This window comes from Anaeromyxobacter sp. SG66 (assembly GCF_022690805.1).
In the GTDB taxonomy this organism is placed as follows: Bacteria; Myxococcota; Myxococcia; order Myxococcales; family Anaeromyxobacteraceae; genus Anaeromyxobacter; species Anaeromyxobacter soli.
In genome coordinates this window covers 93182-112940 of the sequence record NZ_JALCZC010000002.1, presented here as the reverse complement: position 1 = coordinate 112940, position 19759 = coordinate 93182, and the positions used below count along the sequence as shown (strand labels likewise).

Here is a 19759-nt window from a genome sequence, read left to right as displayed (position 1 = left end):
TCATTGCACGTTCTCGTTCTGCTGACGAAGCACATCGCGAACGTCCGCGACGGAGACATCCGCATCGGGTGAGAGGAAATCCTGTGCCAGCGCGCGCTTGCGCTCGACAAGACCGTGGAGCGCGACGTCGAACCCGCCTTCCGGATCGCCGGCGTGGTGGAGGATCGGGTAGTGCACCGTGACCGGCAGCTTCTGGCCGATCCGATGTGCCCGGTCCGTCGCCTGATCTTCCTTGGCCGGGTTCCACCAGCGCCCGTAGTGGATCACGTGGTTCGCGGCGACGATGTTCAGCCCGGCTCCGGCGGCGAGCGGGCTCAAGACGAGAACATGAAAACCGTCCGCCTCGGAGAACTGCGCGATGTACCGGAGCGCCTGGCGACGTAGGTTCGCCTCTCCGTTCACGATCCGCGCGTGGACGCCGTAGCGCAGCCGCAGCGCGTACACGAGCAACTGCTGCATCTTGATCCACGGCGAGAACACGAGCGCCTTCTCGCGCCGCTCTCGGACACCGTCCAGGATGTCTAGGCAAAGCTTCAGCTTCGGACTCGCGGCGAGGATGTCGTCGAGCTCTGGCGGAGCCTCGTCGTCGGTGCCGAAGAGCGTCGGCCGGAGCAGCCACGGGTGCTGGTACAGGCTCCGGAGCCGCGAGAGGACTTCGAGAGTCCCGCGCTCCGTCCCGGCGCCGGGCTGGACGATGACCCGCTCCAGCGCCATCTGCTCGTCCGTCATCGCGGCGCGATGCACCGCGTACGTCTTCGGCGGGAGGTCATGAAGCACTCCCGCCTTGGTGCGGCGGCGTAGCAACGATCCCTCGGACGGATGTTCCAGCGCGTCCGCAACCGCCTTCGGGGATGCCCGCCCCTCCACCTCGAACCGCTGCTTGAACTCCGCCTGAGTACCCAGCGGCCGTACCGGACTGAGGAAGTCAAAGAGCGTCCAGAGGTCCAGCAGCCGGTTTTCGACGGGCGTTCCCGTCGAGCAGATGCCGAAATCGCGCTTCAGCGCGCGCGCGGCGCGCGATCTGAAAGTCTCCGGATTCTTGATGTACTGCGCCTCGTCGAGGACGACGGCGCGCCAATCCACCTTCAGGAGCGACACCTGATGGCGATCGAGCGTGTCGTAGTTCGTCAGAACGGTCGCGTTCGGGTCGATCGCAGACACATCGAGGGATCCGTCCTTGCGCTTCAGCTCGCGGAGCGCCGGCCCATGCAGCGTCACGACTGGCTGGCACCCCTCGGCCCGCAAGAAACGGGCGAGCTCCTCGGACCAGTTCTCGAGGAGCATCACCGGCGCGACTACGAGCGCCGGTTTCGGGTTTCCATCCCAGAGCGACTTCTGAAGGGCCAGGAAGCACGCGACCTGCAGCGTCTTCCCGAGTCCCATCTCGTCCGCGAGCAGGACTCCGGGAGCACCCTCGCGAAAGTGGCGCCACATCCACGCGAGCCCCTCGCGCTGGTGGCTCTTCAGCTGGACGCCGGGCGCGAGCAGCTCGTCGAGCCTCGTCCAAGGGACCTCGTTGGCCTGGTCGTTCCGGGTCTCGCCTTCCAGAGCAACCCGTTCGTCGATGACCACGCCGAGGCGTGCCGAGCCGCCACCACTCGCGCGGGCGTCGCTCCGCTTCGCGGCGACCTGCTCGATCGCGGCCTCGAGAACGCCGCGAAGAGCCTCGGTCGGAACGACCTTCAGCCCGCCATGGTCGATGACGCCTGGCGATTCCTTCCGAAGCTCCTCCACGATTTCGTCGCGTAACCGCGCTGCGTCGGCGGGCGTTGCGAGTTCGAGAACACGCGTCGCGCCGGCGTCGTCGCCGCGGACGGTGATCCGGAGAAAGGGCCCGGTCGCCTCCTCTTCCAGGAACCACAGGACGTCGCTCGACTGAACATCCGCGGGTCGCCCGACGCGGAGGATGGGGACGAATCCCGCCACGCGTGCGCCGTACTCCGACAGGTCGATCCCTGCGGTGGAGACGCCCTCCGGGATAAGCTTCAGCGGATCGGCGATGAGCTCGGCAGCGCGCGACTCTGTCCTGTCGAGCGCCTTGCGACGAACGTTGCGGATGATCTCGGCGTTGTCTTCGGTCACGACGGCAACGCGATTTCGGTCCAGCCGGACGATCGGCTGCTCACGATCGATTCCCGTGACTGGAAGCTCCTCGCGTTCACCGAGTTCGTTCGTGAACCATGCCCCCATGCCGTATCGCCGGGAGCCTTCATGCTGCCGCGGCTCCCAGCCGAGCGAGACGCGATCTACGGTGACGATCTCGAGCTTGCGGAGGTGTTCGTCAAACGTGAGCCGGACGGCGCTGCCATACCGGTCTAGCTTGTCGGCCGCGCGGCGCAGCCGTGCGAGCAGGGCGACTTGCGCGTGCCCCCCGTCGATCCCGGCTTCCGGCTGCTGCGCAAGCACCTCGTCCAGCCAAAGGCGTTCCGGATGCACCGCCTCGCCGCGGATGCGGACGTGCGGCGAGGGGGACTGGGCTGAGCTGGGCTCCCACGTCGATTCGAATCGAAACGACCTCGCGCCGATGTACGACGTGGATGAGACGCGCGCGGTCCCGCCCGGAGCCCCCGTCAGTCGCGCGAGGACGTCCGAGTTCCGGGCGGCACGATCCAGCTCCTCGTCGGACGCTTGCTCCAGCCCTGCGAGCGACGCGTCGCGGGAAGCTTGCGGTCGAATCGTGAGCCGGGTCGGCGACGGGTCACCGCCCGGCGGCAGATCGATCCAGCCGCTCTCTTTCCAGTCCTCGAGGAGTTCAGCGAGCGTGACGCCGAGCGCCGTTCGCCAGAACGGCGCATCAATCGTGACTTCGATGGCGTCCCCCTCGCTCATCCAGACGGATCCGCGCAGCAGCTGTGGCGCGCATCGTACACCACGTCAGCGTTTGCTTCGCCTGCTCACGAGCCTGCGGCACGAGTCCCCGAGCTGCGGGACGCGGAGTCTTCCTACCTCGCCTCACCGCGCGTGTTCACTGCTCGCGCGACCAACTCCGTCCAAGACCGGTACAGCGCTTCGTTCGGGCGGGCCGTCGAATACGGCCGCAGACCGCGGGGGAGGAACGCGAGCGCAACTCCTGTGCTCATCTCGGACCAGACCCGCTCCTCGTTGACGCCGCGCTCCGCTGAGACCCTCGCGATGACGCGCTCTGCGCGGTCTAGCTGGATCTGAGTCAATTGCGCGAACTCGTCGATCGCGCGGTGCACCTCGTCCGGCGTGACGTAATGCGTCGCGGCCGCGAGCAGCAGGAGCGCGGGGTGCAGGTTCAGATGGTATGCGGCCAAGATCCCGCCAAGCTTCAGCGGAGAAGGCTGCTCGCACCTCGCGAGATCGATACGCGCGGCGCTGTACAGCGCCTGGTCCAGCAGGGCCTGGAAGTAGAACCCCCACAAGAACCATTCCTTGCGCGGGAAGTCCTCGAACACGCGCGCGTGCGCGCTGCCCACCGGATGCGAGGAAGGGAGCAGGCTGACGATCGAGACGCGCACCCCAGCTGCACTTCGGAGCGCTGCCGCGTCCCGGTCGAACCCCACCTCACAGTACTCGGCGATGCACTCGGCCATCGGGTCAACTCACTCGTTCCGGAACTCATGCTCGCGGTGCCACGCGAGAAATCTCTGGTGCTCGGCCGTGAGCCGCGCGACCCGGGCGTCCTCAACGATCCCCATCGAGCGTAGATCGACGGCGGACACCTGCCGTGACCGGACGAGCCGCCCGTCGTCATCGAAGGTCACGAGCCCGGCGTCGAACGCCGCGTCATAGTTCGCGGCGAGCAGAAGCCCGTTGAAGACGTCGAGCCGTTCGGCGTCGGTCTCGCACACCGCCCACGGCTTGATGTGGCTCGCCCGGAGCAACTCCGGGATTGCGACGCCCGTCACCGCGCAGCGACCTTCCCAGTACTCGACGAGCCCGGCGCGGAAGAGATCCTGCCCTACCCGCTGGACGACGAGCCGCTGCGCCTCGGTCGTCCTCGGCAGCTCGGCGGTCTTCTGCTGGAAGGCATGGAGCAGCCCGTTCGGCAGCGTCCGCGCGAGCTGGTACGCGCGCCGGAGGAGCCGGTGGAGCGCGGGGACGTCTGCGACGACGCGCGCGGCAACCGCGCCGGGCGGCAACGCTACGGAGGAGGTCAAGCCGTGCTCGGCAAGTGCGTACGCCACGTCCCCTCGCGAGAGCGCGACGAGCGGGCCCTCGTCGTTCGTGGCGAGCCAGATCGAGAGCGGCGCATGCGTGCTGTCGAAGCGGACCCATCCGGCGCCCGCGCCCAGCTCGCGGTCGAAACCGTTATCCAGCGCCGCCTTCTCCAGGAGCGCGGCTGGGATGGTGGTCCGGTTCACTGGACGGGCTCCCGGGGCGGCGGACGGACGGGCGGGGTCCGGGGCCGGCGGGTCGTCGGCCGCGACCTCACGTCCAGCACGCGCTGTACGCAGGACTCGAGGCGGTCGCGCACCTCGACAGCCCAGAAGCGGACGACGATCCAGCCGCGCTGGGAGAGGTAGGCGTCGCGGACCAGGTCCTCGTGGCACCGCGACCCGTCGAGCTCTTCGTGGAAGTGCACGCCGTCCACCTCCACGTCGATCCGGAGACCGTCCTCGACCACCGCGAGATCGAGCCTGTACGGGCCGAAGGCGTACTGAGGCACCGGCGCGAGCCCCGCCGCGCGCAGCGCCTCCTCGAGCCGCCGCTCGAACGGGCCGACGGACGGGTCCGTTGTCTCCGCGCGGCGGCGCAGCCGCTCGACGTGTCGCGCAAACGCCTCGACGTGCGGGATCCCGGACACCATGCACGCCTCGAGGTCGCCGACGACGTGCAGCTGCGCGCGCGCCCGGGTCACCGCGACGTTGAACACGTTCGCGGTCTTCGCGAGGAATCGTCGCGCCCCGTGCGGCATCGGGGAGCCCACGCACGGCGAGAAGACGATGACGTCCCGTTCGTCTCCCTGGAACCCGTGCGCGGTGTCGGCGATGAGATCGACCCGCTGAAGGGCGGCAGGATCGAGGAGCCTGGCCAGCTTCTCGCGAATCCGGTTCGTCTGGCCCCGGAACGGCGACACGACGCCCACGGTGCCCTTGAAGTCGGTCCTCCGCACGAGCGCGACGACCTCGGACACCACGCGATCCGCTTCCGCCGGCGCGATGGCGCCTCCGCCCTCGGGGCGGAAGACCTCCCCTGACACCTGCGTCCATTGCACTCCCGGCGACGCGCCGGGAGGCAGCTCCAGCCCGCACAGGTCGGTCACCACCCGCAAGCCACCGCGGTACCAGTGCTCGTTGCTGAAGCCGACGATGTCGGGGTGCGACCGGAAGTGGTCCCGGAGCACCACCATGTCCGCGCCGCGCGTGCCGGCAGCGAGATCGAACAGCGAGTTGTTAATGAACGTGAAGGGCTGGTCCGCGGCCTCCGTCAGCGCGTGCTTCGAGGCGAGCTGGTTCTCGCGCGCCGGCGGGATGGTCGCGATATGCCGGAGCTGCTGCGGGTCGCCGATGACCACCGCCCTCCGCGCCCGAAACAGGAGCGGGAGCGCCGACGGGATGTCGCACTGGCTCGCCTCGTCGATCACGGCGAGGTCGAACATCGCGGCCTCGAATGGCAGCGCGCCAGGGGCGGAGAGGTTCGTGACCGCCCAGGCGGGCAGGAAGCGCGTGACCCGCGGCAGGAGCTCGCGGATCTGCTTGCGAAGCTGCGACGCTGTACGGCTGCCGGTGGGCTGGTCTTGGAGTCGCTGCGCGACCGCGCGGAGCTGCCCGGCTATCTGCCGCGTCTCCCCGTCGAGCAGCAGCCCGAGGCCGGAGCGCTGCGTCTCGAGGATGTTCCGGCCGAGGTTCCATGATTTGTGGCGCGCCTCGTTCCACTCGAACGCGAGGGCGTCCACGGCGCCGAGCCCGACGAGCCCCTCGAGCGCTCGGCGGTAGCAAGACACCGCGTCGGCAGCGAGCGTCGCCTCGCGGAGCGCCTCTGCGTATCGTTTCCACGGCTCCACGGCGTCCGCGTCGAGCCGCTGCTTCGGCCGCGCGAGGCGCTCGAGCGGACCGCGCGCGTCCGTCAGGAGGCGCGCCGCGCGGCGGAGGTCGAACGGACGCCGGATCGCCTGCAGCATCCCACCCGAGCCGCCGGCGTGCCGCGCGAGCAGCCGGAGCGCTTCATCCAGGGCCTCCCTCGACGGCAGACCGGTGGCGCCGGCAAGGGTCGCGAGCTCCTCCTCCGAGAACCGCAGGCGCCACTCGTCGAGCACTTTGTCGAGCCGGCCGGCCTCGTTCCGGGCCTGCCGGATCTCGTCGAGCTGGGCCTCGAGCCGATTCCGCCGCTCGAGGACACGCGCATACTCCTCGTACATCGGCGCGAGGAGCGCGCCGGCGATGGGGTGCGCGGCCGTCGAGAGGAGCCCAGTCAGCGCGTGCACGAGGCGCTCCGCGAGCCCATCCTGGCTGCCGAGCCGGAGCACGATCGGCGCGCGAACGAGCCCGTTCAGTCGCTCCTCGACGACGGAAACCGCCTTCCGGTTGCGGCTCGAGAACAGCACCGGCTTCGCGTGCAGGAACGCGTTCGCGAGGACGTTGAGGACCACCTGCGACTTGCCGGTCCCGGGCGGTCCGGTGACCACCGTCAGCGGCTGCCGGAGCGCGCGCTCGCAGGCCCCCCGCTGCTCGGCGTTCAACCCGCGGACCTCGACGAGCGTGACCGGGTCCGGCGCGGCCGCCGCCCGGCAATCGTCGGAGAACAGCGGCGCGAGCGCAGTGCGGTCCAGCATCGCGTCCGGAACGGCCGCGAGCTCCTTCAGTTCGCGCTCGAGCCCCGCGGTGTAGCGGGACGGCTCCGCCGCGAAGAGGATCCCGCGGTTTAGCAGCCCGGTCTTGCCCAGGGTACCAGGCCACGCGGCGGTCACGAGGCCCTCGGGGTCGAGCGGCTCGATCACCGGCAGCTCGACCGGAAGTTGCGCGAGCTTCCGCACCACGTCCGCGAGCCTCACCTCGGGGAGATCGCTCGACCACTCGACCAGCCCGAGCTGCTCGAGGACCTCGTTCTGCTCCTCCGTGGACCCAAAGAGCCGCTGGAGCGCCTCGCGGTTCACCCGCGGCCAGTCGGGAACGAGCCGGAACGCCGGGTACCCGTTCCCGGCATGCGCTTCCACCGGCTGCTCGAACATCGGCAGCAGGAACGGCGCTGGGTTCCCGTCCGCGTCCGGCTCCCAGCTCGCCAGCACCGGATACCCGTAGAACAGCTGCGCACTGTTCCGGCGCAGCTGCGTTCGGGAGACGAGATGCATCTCCGACGGGCGGATGCGCGGCTCGGCAGCCGCGCCCTCGAGGAGGCTCCACTCCTTCGCATGCTGCAGGACGACGTAGTCGGGGCGGGCCGCCTGAACCGCGAGCCGCGAACCGGGCCTCTGATCCTCCCGAATGCATTCGAGGTAGTAGGCCAGCAGCCTCCTGAAGCGCGCCCAGCGCGTCGCGGATGGCCCATCCACCTGCTTCCGGCTCACGAGCGCGACCCCGTCGTCCGTGGCGGGTGGGCGACGCGCGGATCGGCTGGCGGCGGATCGAGGCGGGTCTGGTACGGGCGGCCGGTGCGGATCGCCTCGACCATCGCGTCGTAGATCTCGAGGATCACGCGCTTCGTGCGGTACTCGCTGTGAGCTCTCTCGTCGTTCTTCCGGACGATCGGGAAGGTGTCGAGGATGTAGTCCGCGTCCTCGCGCAAAATGCCGTACAGGTGGAAGAAGGCGGCATCGAGCTCGGCGCGGAGCAGGAAGCGGCGCTCGGGATCCCAGCGGAACGGCGGGCCGGAGTAGCCGGTATCGTTGGCAAATGGCTCAAGATCCCACGCGGTGTAACTCAACTCCAGAACGCGCGAAGAAACGAACTCACAATGGGAGACCTTGGGCTGCCACGGCGCTGTAGTCGCGTACACGGCTGGCTGCAGCACAGGAAGCTGCCTCATCGTGAAGTACTTCAAACTGGTTCCACCGACCTTCTGGCGGGCCGCGTAATCGAGAACGAAGCTGCACAGATTGCCATACAAGCACACCGCTGCAGCCACATCAGCCGCAGGAAGCATGAGGAGGAACTTATCTCCCACGGCGGCGCGCGGGATCACAGAAGCAATCACCGTGCGTTCGTCCGTACTGCGGCAGATGTCGCGCCACCCCATAAGCCACCCGCGTTGCCACCTGCCGGCAAGGCGATTCCGCACCTCAGTCTCTGCCACCCAATAGCGGGGCAACGGCTCATAGTTGGGCGACCTCAGTCGCTCCTCCGGCACATCCGGCAATTGTGTGTCTAGCGACCCTGGCTTCTTGTCCGCATAATCCCCGTACCTGTGGTCGTACTGATGCACCATCTTGGCTTCGACAAGCGGGAGGTGGACACCACGTTCTCCGACGAAGCGACTTCCGTCACGCTGCATCCTGTCCTTTGCGAGGTCCGCCTGAGTCCTGAAGAGCCCTGAGTCCGCAGACATGTGCAGCATCGCCATGAAGCGCACTTCCCACGGATTCCAATGCTGCTCGCCGGACTCGCGCCAGAGGATGCCCGCCCTCCTGTACAGCGCAAGGTTGAGCTCAGCGTCACGAGCAGACCTGAACGTTGAACACGTTCCAGTGTTGGGGTTCAGGAGTGCAATATCGTCAGGCGAAAGCGTGAACAGCCTCCCTGGATCCCGAACGTCGGCCGCAGATTCGGCGAAGAATACGAATTTGGCGCGAGGTGCCGCGATCGACCGGCCCAATGCGGTCAACAGGCAGAACTTGAAACGCCTGTGGCCAACATCATAGAACAACCGATCATGATTGCGGAAATCGTAAAGACTCCCCAACCGCGAGTGGCGCACCAGCAGACCGAAAAAGTCCTTTGTCGTGTCGTCAGTAGCGATCCCGCTCGGAACGATAAACCCTGCGCGCCCAGCAGGGCGTAGCAAGCTCGTATTGTGCTCCGCGAACACCGCATATGTGTTCACGTCTCCCTTGCCACACAGCGGGTACCTCCCGGAGTGCCGGATGACATGGCTCTCCCCCTCCGCCTGGCGGCTCGCCACGCACCATTCCCCCCACAGTTCAGGATGGTTCTGAGGGAGGGCCGCGATGAGGCGCTTACGTGTAGCTGAATTCGGTGCTGATGCGATTGCATGGTCACGCGAAGCAAAGAACTCCTGCTCCTGAAGCTTCACCCGCTCCCAAGGCGGATTCCCCAGCACCACATCGAACCCGCCCTTGGCCACCACCTGCGGAAACGCAAGATGCCAGTGGAAGAAGCGGTACTCCCGCGCGAGCTTCTCGACGGTCTGCACCGTCACCGGCGGCGGCGTCCCCTGCCCGTCCCGGAGCTGGCGCCAGAGGTCGTTCGTCGGCGCGCCCTCGACCACGGGGGGCGGCGCCTTCTTCGCCTCGATCGGCGGCTTGGGCCAGACAAACGCGGCGCACCACGCGTCGGCGACTTCTGGTGCCGGAACGCGGCGGAAGCCTGGAGCTCGCTCCAGCGCGCCTCCTTTCCGGCGACCTCTGCCAGGCTGGCGTCGGGCGCCGCGTCGAGCTCGGCGACCGCGCGCGTGACCTGCGCCTCCTCCTCCTTCACCTTTCCCGACCAGTGCGCGCCGAAGCCGCGCTGTCCCTCCGCGGCGGCCTTGTTGCGCTTCTTCAGCGTCCGCGCCGTCGCGCGATCGTCGCCCTCGATCGGCTCCCACGCCTCGTCGGGGATCCCCTTCGCCATCAGCTCCGGCGTGGTCCCGAGCAGCGCGTTTCCTTGCTGGATGTGCGAGTCGAGGAAGGACAGCGGCCGGCCGGGCTCCACCGCCTCCATCCAGAGGCTCACCCGGCACAGCTCCACCGCCATCGGGTTCAGGTCTACGCCGAAGACGCAGCGGCTCACCACCTCCCGCAGCGCCTGCCGGTACTCCGCGGCGGACGGCGTACCGTTCGCGCGCAGCCGCGCGACATGGGTGGCGAGCCGTCGTGCCGCGGCGAGCAGGAAGTGGCCGCTGCCGCAGGCGGGATCGACGACGCTCAGCGAGAGCACCGCCTCCGCCGGCTTCTCCGGGTGCGCGGCGATCGCCGCCTCCACCACCGGTTCGAGCGCGCTGTCGAGCAGCACCTGTACCAGGCTGTCGGGGGTGTAGTAGCTGCCGGTCGTTTTGCGGGCGTTCCCGCGCGTCTCGTCGCCGGTGGCGAACGAGAAGCCGCGCTCGTCCTGCGGGATCTGCGGAACCAGCTCGAGGAGGCTCTCGTAGACGCTCCCCAGCTCCTCCGGCCCCATGTCGCGCCAGTTCACGCGCGAGAGGCCGGATTCCTCCCGGAGCCAGGAGAGCCGGAACACGGCAGTGAGGAGCGCGCGGTTCTCCAGGCTCGCGCCGTCGAGGTCCGGGCATTGATCCTCGTCGAAGAGTCCGCCGAGCGCGGGCAGCCCGAGCCGCGGCTCGCCGCGGGCGACACCGCGGAGCACGATCCCGAGCCCCTCCCACACGTCCGAGAACCGGTCGTGCGCGCTGCGCTTCACGGAGCGATCGCGCAGCCGGCGGAGCCCGTAGCCGGTCTCGTACCTCCGGCGGGCGAGCTCGTCCGCGTTGGCGGGGTGGAGGACGCCGCGCTCCTCCGCCGTGAGCAGGAAGATGAGTCGGTAGACGAGCCGCAGGAGCTGCTGGAAGTAGGCATCTTTCGTGAGCGCGCCGGAGTGCAGCGCGCTCCGCAGCGCCTGGTTCTCGGGATGCACGAGGAAGCCGCGGCCGAGGGCCACCAGCGCCTCCTCCACGCCTTCGCGCAGGTGCTCGCGCGCGCGGGTCCCCTCCTCGCGACCGGCGACGCGCCAGCGCTCCAGCGCGCAGTCGGTGACCGGGTGCTCGCGCTTCCCGAACCGCGACTCGTGCAGGAGCAGCCACAGCGCGGCGAAGTCCGCGTACCGCTCCTCGGCGAAGATCCGGCCCAGATCGGCGTCGATCCAGGCGGGTCGGGTCATGCTCGCGTTGTCGCGGAGGATCCGGAGCGCGACTCCGTCGCTCGCGAGCCCCCACAGCGCGTTCTCGTCGGCGTTCAGCAGCTCCTGCGCGAGCCCGAACGCGCTCCGCCGGCGCGTCCCGTCGCCGAACGCGGGCGCGAGCGTGTCGAGGCCCAGCTCGGCGGGCGCGACGACCACCGGGACCCGCCCTCCGAGCGCACGGTGGCGGAGCGGGTAGGTCTGGTCGCCGACCACCACCGGCTCGGAGCGCTCGAGGGAAACGAAGCCGAAGGCGTCGCGGAGGAGCTCGAGGACGAAGGTGTCTGCCAACACCTGGCTTCGTGCTTCGACTCCGCTCGCCTGCGGCTCGCTACGCTCAGCACGAACGGCGGAGAGCCCGGTCCGGAAGTGCACCCATTTTGCCTGCGCGATCCGCCAGTAACGGCCGATCTCGTCGCGGAGGTTCAGGCCCTTGAGGACCCGGTAGTCGTCGGGGCTCTGCTGCTCCGCCTCGAGCTGGGCCACCTTGGCGAGCCACTCGGGCGAGAGCAGGCCGCCCTCGATCGCGAGGGCCTCGAACGCGAGCTGCGCCTCGCGGGCGCGGGGCTTTCGACGCGGAGCCATGGTCAGCTCACCTTGGGGAGGAGGACGAATAGACCGATGACGTCGGCCGGGAGGAGCGCGTGCACCGCGTACCGGCCGGTCGCCTCCGCGGCGCTCCGGACGCGCCGGTGGTCGGCGAGGAGCGCGTCCGCGCGACGTCGCGCGAAGGCGTCCAGCTCCCCTGCGCGCGCGGCGAGGAGCTCGAGCGCCTGTGCGACGGCGCGTGAGGTGACGTTCGCGGGCGGGTCCGCGGCCGGAGGAGGGACGAGCAGCGTGAGCGCGTCCAGCCCCTCGACGACGCGCGGCGACTGCGCGCCCGCCCACCCGAGCGCGGCGGCCTCCTCGACGAGCAGCGTGGAGGCCTTGCCACCCCGGTGCTCCGTGAGCTGGTGCCGGAGCCTCAGGATCGCCACCGTTGTGCGCTCCTTCACGGCGTCCGAGACCCAGCATCCCGTCCGACCAAGGACGCTCGCATCCTGCTTCCCGTCGCCGTTCCCGTGCGCGGCGTCGGCGAGGGTCCGCTCGAGCAGCGTCTCCGCGAGAATCGATACGAGGGGGTGGCTCCGCTGGATCGGCCGGCAGCGCGGTGCCGGCGGGTAGCCGAACGAGACGAGCGGCGCGCCGGTGATCCCCTCGGCCTCGAGCCGCTCGCGCACATCCTCGGGGAGCGTCGCGAGCGCCGCCTTGTGCGCGCCGCGCCGCAGCTCCTCGAGGCCCGAGCCGAGCCGGGAGAGTGCGCGGTGCGTGAAGCGCTTCACGTCCTCGGCGCCTCCCATCGCCTCGAGCGTCTTCTTCCACTCCGGCAGCACCTCCTCCGGCTTGAGGCGTCGCTGTGCGAACACTGTTCGGTTCGCCTTCGCCCGCTCGGCGGCATCCGTCCAGCTCCGATCGAGCCGGGTCGCTTCCGGCGTCTCGCTGAAGTCGAGCACGCGCTGACGCCCGCCCTTCGCGTGGCGGAGTAGCACCGCCTTCATGAGCGCCTGGGTGAGCGTGTGGCCCTCGTCCGGCAGCGGCACCGGCACGCCCAGCTCCTGCCGGATCTTCTCGGCCTTCCGGAGGATCACCTCCAGCACCGCGCCGTCCACCGGGTTGTTCGCCCCGTAGAGCAGCGTTGCACGCACGACCTTCGACTGCTGCCCAAAGCGATCCACGCGCCCTTCCCGCTGCTCGTGGCGCGTCGGGTTCCAGGACAGGTCGTAGTGCACGACCGCGTCGAAGTGCTCCTGGAGGTTGATGCCTTCCGACAGGCAGTCGGTCGCGATGAGGAGCCGGCGCTCGGCGTCCCCAAGCTGCTCCACCTTGTCCTTCCGCTCCTCCGACGCGAGCTCGCCGGTGACGACTCCGACGGTCACTCCCTTGAACCGGTCCTTCAGGTGCTCGCCGAGGTAGTGCGCGGTCGCGATGTAGCGGCAGAACACCACCGGGGCGAAGCCGTCCGTGAGGAGCTCCTGCAGGTGATCGGTGAGGAGCTTCAGCTTCGGATCGCCCGACTGCCCCGAGAGCCGCTCCGCCTGCGCGATCAGGTCCCCCAGCACCGCGGCCTCGCTCGCAGCGGGCGGCTCGACGTCGTCCTCCGAGAGCGCGTCGGAGGCGCCGTCGAAGAGCCGCTCCTGCAGCGCCTCCTCGTCCTCACCGGCGTCGAGGCCCGCGCGCGTGCGGAGCGCCTGCGCCGCCGCGGCGGGGCTCGAGGCGACGCAGCGCATGAGCGCGAGCGTCCCCCAGAACGAGAGCCGTTGGCGCTTCTCGTCGCCGCCCGCGGCGGACACGACCGAGGCGCAGTAGTCGAGCACGTCCTCGAAGAACCGGTTCCACGCTCCCGTGAGCTGGTAGGTGAGCTCCTTCGTTTCCCGGCGCGGGAAGAGGTTCCCCTCCTTCCACTCGGCGATGTCCGGCCGGCGGCGCTGCACGAAGTGGAGCGCGAGCCGCTCGCGCAGCCGGTCCCGCTCGGCGCCCGCGAGCTCCTTCAGCCGCTCGAACGAGGGGTCGAGGAGCCCGAGGAGCCGGTAAAACGCCTCGTCGTCGCCGCTGTGGGGCGTCGCGGTGAGGAGGACGAGGTGCCGCCCGCTCTCGGCGAGCGCCTTCAGGAGCGCGTGCCGCTGGTGCCGCCCGGCGCCCGTGGAGGCGCAGGTGTGCGCCTCGTCCACGACTACGAGCTCGGGGCAGGCGCGGAGGAAGTCCGCCCGGCGCCGCTCGCTCTTGATGTAGTCGAGGCTCACCACCGTGAACGGATGCGCCGTGAAGATGCTGGTGCCGATCGGCAGCCCGCGCTCAAGCCGGCCGGCGCTCGCGGCGGTCACCGGTGCGGCGCGCAGGTTGAACCGGTTCTCCAGCTCCGCCGTCCACTGCTCGACGAGGTGCGGCGGGCAGAGCACCGTGAACCGCTCGACCTCGCCGCGATCGAGGAGCTCGCGCGCGATGAGCGCCGCCTCCACCGTCTTTCCGATGCCCACGTCATCGGCGATGAGGAGCCGGACCGTAGGTTGTTTCAGCGCCATCAGGAGCGGGACAAGCTGGTACGCGCGCGGCTCGACCGCGAGCTGCCCGAAGCTGCGGAACGGCCCGGCGCCGCGCCGAAGCGATAGGAGCAGCGCGTCCCGGAGGAGGACCGCCGCGTCCTGGCCGCCGAGCTGCGCAGCGGCCGGGTAAGGGAACGTCGCTGGCGTCACCGGCTCGCGCTCGAGCGGGAGATAGAGGAGCGTCTGGTCCTCCTCCGAGCCCGACACGGGACGGAGCTTCAGCGTCTCGGCGTCGCTGCCGACGAGGACAATCCACTCGCGCCCGCGGGCGCGGACGAGGTTTCCGGGGCTGAACTGGGCTTGGGCCATGCGCTAGCGTCCGAGCAGCGAGGAGAGCCGCTGGAACGGCTCCTCCCACGCGCTCTCGGGTCCTTCGAAGGTGACGAGTTCGATGCCGGTGTCGGCGAGCCGTCCCGTGGCGCCGGGCACGGGGCGGCCCACCGCCGCGGCCGCGTAGTGCTCGCGCCAGACGAGCGGGAAGGTTGCGGTGTCGCCGACGAGCGGGGTCTGGTCGGGTGGGGGCAGGCCGCGCGCCGCCGCGAGCGCGAGCCACCGGGCGAGCTCGCCGGTCCGTTCCACGGTGGCTGACGGCTCCAGGGCATCGTCGGCCGCGCGCCCCGCCCGCAAGGTCGTCGTCGAGCGCGCGAGCCGGAGCAGCAGCGCCTTCGCCGCGTCGTCGCGCCGGTTCAGGAGCTCATGGTCGGGCTGGTTGAAGTACGACATGAGGCATCGGTAACAGGCGGCGACGCACGCCGTACCGGCGATGTCGGTGAGCGCCTGGGGTTCCTCGGGCAACGCCTCGACGTCGAAGTGCATCACCGAGAGCGCCTTGCGGGCGACCTCGGCGATGCTCGCCGGGTCGGCGACGAGACGCGTGAGCACGCCCGCGCCGCCCTCGGTGGCTTCGTAGAGCAGGAACCCGCTTCGCTCGTCCCGCGTCGGCATCGGCTCGGCGAGGATCTCGCCCTCTTCGAGCTGGAACACCGCCTCCAGCCCGCGCAGGAGCGCGTGCTGGACCGTCGCGAGCGTCTCCGCGGTGAGCGCCTCGCCCGCGGGTTGCACCAGCAGCGCGTTCTTCCGGTCCTGCACGCTGGGGACGATCCACTGCCTCGGCGGCGCCGCGGCCTCGCCGTTCCCCTCGCCGTCCTCGTCGTCGTTCTTCGCCCAGTAGCCGGAGACGGGGTCGATGCGGAACCCGAGCTGGCGCTTGTTGGCGCGACGGCGCAAGCCCTTGTTCAGGCGCGTGATCGTCGCGCCGGGGCCGTACGCAAGCCGGAGCGCCTCTCCGTCGGCGTCGGCGGCGATGCCGGGGCGGGCGTCGATCTGACCGTCCCGGACCGCCCACTCAAACGTCGTCTGCAGCTCGAAGCCCTGGCGTTGGCGCTCCTCGTCGTTCGCGGTGATCCGCTCGGCGGGCTGCGTGGCGACGTTCTCGATGCGGAAGACGTGATTCACGACCTCCGCATCCGCGAGCGATGCTCCACACGCGTGACACGTGCCGCGCTCCGGCCCGAAGTGGCCGCCGCCGCACACGCGGCAGATGCGCACGAACTTGGTGGGCAGCTGCGCGTCGGGTGCGACCGCCTCCCTGCTCCCGAGCGACAGCAGCGCGCGGACGACGCGATACGCACGCCCCTCGTGATAGACGAGGCTGCGGGGCCCGAACTCCGACAGCGCCAGGAACCGGGGCCGCTGCAGGTACGTCTGGCGCCCGCTCCCGTCGGTCGTCGCCGGCACGTATGCCATGAGCGGCAGGCGCGGGAAGTTGTAGCCCGGCAGGAACCCCTCGGTCGCGAGATAGCGGTACGTGTAGAAGTCGCTCGAGAGACTGCTCGTGCCCTGCTGCAGGAGCCGGATCTGATCGAGCGCCTGCGCGTGCCGGCTCCGCGCCGCGTCCTTCTCGCGCTGCGGCACCGCGAAGCTGTCGATCGTCTTCCGCGCTGCGTCCCGCTGCGCCTCTGCGGCGAGGAGCAGGTCGCGCCAGCGGTCGAAGGCCGCGTCGAAGCGCGCGAGTGCGCCCTCGGCCACCTCGGCGGTGAAGGCATCGCGGCCGGGGTACCAGGGCGCGTCCTCCGCCGTGAGGTCGGGAGCGAGGAGATCGAGCACGCGGCGGATCCGAGTGGTGGCCTCCGCGTTGACGCGCAGCTGCCCCATCTCCTTCAGCAGCTCGGGCCGGACGGGCCGCTCGCGCGCGGCATCGTCTAGGACGAGCAGCTGCGAGATTGATGCGTCGAGCGGCTGCCGCGTACAGGCGAGCCACACAGCCTGGAGGTGGCTCTCGACCAGCTCGCGGTTCGCGAGCTCCAGGAGGGGGGGGCGGACCTCGCCGTGCACCATCGCCTTGGGGTCGCGGAAGAAGTACTGGTCGTGCGGGCTCTGCGAGGAGCAGTAGGTGAGGACCAGCGCCGCCTGGCCGCTGCGGCCCGCGCGCCCGCTCCGCTGCGCGTAGTTCGCGGGCGTGGGCGGGATGTTGCGCAGGTAGACGGCGTTCAGCGCCGAGATGTCGACGCCGAGTTCCATCGTCGGCGAGCAGAACAGCACGGGCAGGAAGCGGTTCGCCTCGCCCAGCTCACGCAGGTGCGCCTCGCCCGCCGCGAGCTCCTCCCGCTCCTTGTCTCCGAACCGGAAGCGCTTCTCACGGACCTGCCGCTTCTCGCCTTCCACCTGCGCGGTGTGCTCCCGTGCCTCGAAGCCGAACAGCGGGTGCCCGGGGAGCTTCAGGAGCGCCGCGAGGCTCTGGTACAGCGCGCGGAAGAACGCGTTCGACGGGTCTTCTTCGCCCGGGACGTTGCGCTTGAACACGATGGCGGCGTCCACGAGCCGCCAGCCCAGCTGGTCGTCGAAGGAGGTCACCTCCTGCGAGACCAGGCCGTGCTCCTTCGCCGCGGAGAGGAGCGCGAGCACGAGCGCGTCGAGCTCCTTCGCCTTCAGCGTCCGGACGGCAGGGTTCTCGTCCCAGAGATCGGGGTCGCGCAGGAGGCGCCCGAGGGCGCTCCGCGACCCGCCTCGCACGATGAGGTCCTCGTCGCGGAGCTGCGTCGTCGCGCGTGTCGGCGCCGAGACGAAGAGCCACCGGGCGCGGCGCGGCTGCTCGTCCGGGCCGAAGCCCCAGGGGATCCGGAGCCGCGCGTGGGAACGGCTCAGCATCTGCTCGATGGCAGTCGGCTCGAGCACCTGGCTCCGGATGGCCATCCACTTCCGCAGGTGATCGAACACCGCGCGGTACACCTTCTCGCGCGTGGCCGGCTTCGCGTCCCGCAGGAGGTCGGGAGCGTCCGCGTACAGCGACTCGTCCGCGGCGAGGTCCTCGAGGCCGCGGTAGCTCACGCGCAGCAGCTTGAGCTGCTCTAGGTTCGGGTTCGTGTATCTCCAGCCGCGCCGCTGGTCGAACCAGATGCGGTACGCGAGCACCTGCCGGAGCGTGCGCTCCGCCTCCTCCAGGTTGAGGCCGCGCAGTGACGGCTCGAGGAGCCACTCGGCGCGGATCTCGGGATTGCGCCGATCGAACCCGAGCGCACGCTGCTGCGCCTCACCGAGCTGCTCGCTCGAGAGCCCCTGCTCACCTGCGGCGTCGAGCGCCGCCAGGAACCCGGCGCGCAGGAGGCTCACGAAGAGAAAGTCGTTGAAGTGGCCCGACTGGAGCGCTGCGTCCTGCCGGTTGTCGGTGAAGCCGAGGAGCTTGCGCGTGGGCGGCGTGAGCCCGGAGCCCTCCCCGTGCATCCATCGGAGCGCGCTCGCGACGAGCACCGTCGTCGCCGACGAGCGGCCCTCGGCGGAGAGCGAGGCGAGGCGGTTCCGGTCGCGGGCGGCGGTCGCCTGCGTTGCTCCGCAGCGCAGGCAGAACCGGAACTTCCCGGGCATGAACCACGCGCGCAGGCCGGAGCCAACCTTCCCGGTGGCGTCCACGAGGACACCCTGCGCGCGCGAGCGACGGTAATGCGGCTTCAGGCGGACGGCGTTGCCCTGCGCGTCGTACTCGATCCAGTTGTCGGGGTAGTCCTCGTCGCGATCCTGGAACTCGAACGCCTCATCGGTGGCGTGAAGCGTGAGGAACCCGAAGACCTCGGCGTCATCAGGCCCGTCATCGCTGTCCGCAGCGGCGGCGCCGTCGTCCTCGCGCCGGACCGGCGCGTCGTCGATGTCGCGCGCGAGGAACCGCCGGTCGGCGCCCTCGGAAGCGAGGCGGACGGGGTGATACTCCTGGCCGCAGTCGCGGCAGAAGTGGACCGCATACAGGCGCTTCTCGGGCGCGCCCGGGAGGAACTGCTGCGCCTCGACGGTGACGGCGCGCTCGCCCGGCTTCTCGAGCGTTGCGTAGGCGTGACCCGCGCCGGAGATGAACTGGTGCAGCTTGAAGGCGAAGAAGCTCCGGTCGCTCCCGGCGCCGCGTCGATCCACCTCGGGCAGGCTCGACACCAGCAGCAGCTCGCGGAGCGCGTTCCGGCAGGCCGCGGGGTCGCGGCCGGACTCCTCCCCGAGCTGGGCCACCGCCTGGGTGACGGTGAGCGGGCGTGCGCGCTGCCAGCGCTGGTCCACCTCCGACCAGGAGATGCCGAGCCGCGTCTCGACCCAGATCGCGAGCGGGTGCGTGCGCAGCGCGGCGTCGCTCACGTCGCGCGGCAGGCCGGCGTCGATCGCCGGCCCGAGCTTCGGACGTACCGAGACGTCGGTCTGCGCGGCGTCCGTCGTGCGCTCGAGCGTCTCGACGATGACGTTGCTCTCCGGGATCTCTGCCGCGAAGAGCTTCGACGCGACGCGCGCGACGACGCGGTTCTTGTCCTCCAGCGTCCCTTCGCTCGCCATCGTGGCGGAGGTGCCGATGCACTGGAGGTGCTCGGGCGCGAGCTGCTCACGGACGCGGCGGACGAGAAGCGCCACGTCCGCGCCCTGACGGCCGCGATACGTGTGGAGTTCGTCGAGGACGAGGAACCGGAGCCCCTCGCAGTTGCCGATCACCTTGCGGTCGAGCTCGTCCTGCCGGGTCATCAGCAGCTCGAGCATCATGAAGTTCGTGAGCAGGATGTCCGGCGGATCCTCGGCGATGCGACGACGCTCCTCCTGGTCCTCCTGCCCGGTGTAGCGGGCGAAGGTCACCGGGCGTGGGCCGTTCACGTTCGCGAGGTACTTGTCGAGCTCCTCGCGCTGACTGTTGGCCAGCGCATTCATCGGGTAGATGACGATCGCGCGGGTACGCCGCGGACCGCCCGTGCGCCGCTCGGCGAGGACGGCGTCGACGATCGGGATGAAGAAGCAGAGCGACTTCCCGGACCCGGTACCGGTGGTGACGACGTAGCTCTCGCGCTGCGCCGCGAGCGCGACGGCCTGCTCCTGGTGCTTGTAGAGCGTGAGCGAGTCGCCGCGCGGCTTCTCCTTCGTCTGTCCGGCGCGGAAGATGTCGGCGCAGAGCGGCTGGAGCGCGCCCGCGTCCACCAGCTTCTGGACGCTGGTGACGCGCTTGTAGTTCGGGTTGATCTGGATGAGCGGCTCGGGCCAGTACCGCGCGTCCGCGTAGATCGCGTCGATCCGCTGCCGGAGGTCCTCCGCGCGGATGGTGGTGAACGACGTGGCGAACCGGCTGTACTCGCCGACGACCTGGTCGCGAAGCGCGAAGACGTCCATGTGCCCCCCGCCTGCATGGGCGCCCACAGGGCTCACCCGTGCGAGGGAGCGGATGCTACACCAGCAGCAGACACGAGCGCTGCCGCTCGCGCGCGGGAACCACGCGCGATG

General features: G+C 70.1%; 8 protein-coding genes. All 8 read right to left on the bottom strand.

Features of this window, described 5'->3' with window-relative positions:
* Complete coding sequence (locus MNZ39_RS01235) at window positions 1-2829, bottom strand: DEAD/DEAH box helicase (protein WP_242333332.1); 2829 nt, start codon at window positions 2827-2829, stop codon at window positions 1-3.
* Window positions 2830-2942: 113 nt separating this feature from the next.
* A complete protein-coding gene (locus MNZ39_RS01230) occupies window positions 2943-3557 on the bottom strand; it encodes a hypothetical protein (protein WP_242333331.1) in 615 nt (204 codons plus the stop codon).
* A 9-nt stretch (window positions 3558-3566) separates the two neighbouring features.
* Window positions 3567-4328 (bottom strand): HNH endonuclease, encoded by a 762-nt coding sequence (locus tag MNZ39_RS01225; protein ID WP_242333329.1) that lies wholly within the window; start codon window positions 4326-4328, stop codon window positions 3567-3569.
* Window positions 4325-7471, bottom strand: coding sequence for an AAA domain-containing protein (locus tag MNZ39_RS01220; RefSeq protein WP_242333327.1), 3147 nt, complete (start codon window positions 7469-7471; stop codon window positions 4325-4327). Before MNZ39_RS01220 ends, MNZ39_RS01225 begins: the two co-directional genes overlap by 4 nt.
* Window positions 7468-9348, bottom strand: a complete 1881-nt coding sequence (locus tag MNZ39_RS01215; RefSeq protein WP_242333325.1) for an Eco57I restriction-modification methylase domain-containing protein — start codon at window positions 9346-9348, stop codon at window positions 7468-7470. Before MNZ39_RS01215 ends, MNZ39_RS01220 begins: the two co-directional genes overlap by 4 nt.
* Entirely contained in the window at window positions 9276-11534 is a 2259-nt protein-coding gene (locus MNZ39_RS01210; protein WP_242333323.1) for an N-6 DNA methylase, read from the bottom strand. The genes MNZ39_RS01215 and MNZ39_RS01210 overlap by 73 nt, the downstream gene beginning before the upstream one ends.
* A 2-nt stretch (window positions 11535-11536) precedes the next feature.
* The gene (locus MNZ39_RS01205; RefSeq protein ID WP_242333321.1) at window positions 11537-14338 is read right to left on the bottom strand and encodes a helicase-related protein; all 2802 of its coding nucleotides are present in this window, start codon (window positions 14336-14338) and stop codon (window positions 11537-11539) included.
* 3 nt (window positions 14339-14341) lie between these two features.
* The gene (locus MNZ39_RS01200) at window positions 14342-19648 is read right to left on the bottom strand and encodes a DEAD/DEAH box helicase (RefSeq protein WP_242333319.1); all 5307 of its coding nucleotides are present in this window, start codon (window positions 19646-19648) and stop codon (window positions 14342-14344) included.
* Window positions 19649-19759: the final 111 nt, after the last annotated feature.

What these genes read in the sequence shown, in the direction of transcription:
- MNZ39_RS01205 (WP_242333321.1), bottom strand. Translation starts at nt 14,338, where the DNA reads ATGGCCCAAGCCCAGTTCAGCCCCGGAAACCTCGTCCGCGCCCGCGGG.
- MNZ39_RS01230 (WP_242333331.1), bottom strand. Translation starts at nt 3,557, where the DNA reads ATGGCCGAGTGCATCGCCGAGTACTGTGAGGTGGGGTTCGACCGGGAC.
- MNZ39_RS01210 (WP_242333323.1), bottom strand. Translation starts at nt 11,534, where the DNA reads ATGGCTCCGCGTCGAAAGCCCCGCGCCCGCGAGGCGCAGCTCGCGTTC.
- MNZ39_RS01235 (WP_242333332.1), bottom strand. Translation starts at nt 2,829, where the DNA reads ATGAGCGAGGGGGACGCCATCGAAGTCACGATTGATGCGCCGTTCTGG.
- MNZ39_RS01200 (WP_242333319.1), bottom strand. Translation starts at nt 19,648, where the DNA reads ATGGACGTCTTCGCGCTTCGCGACCAGGTCGTCGGCGAGTACAGCCGG.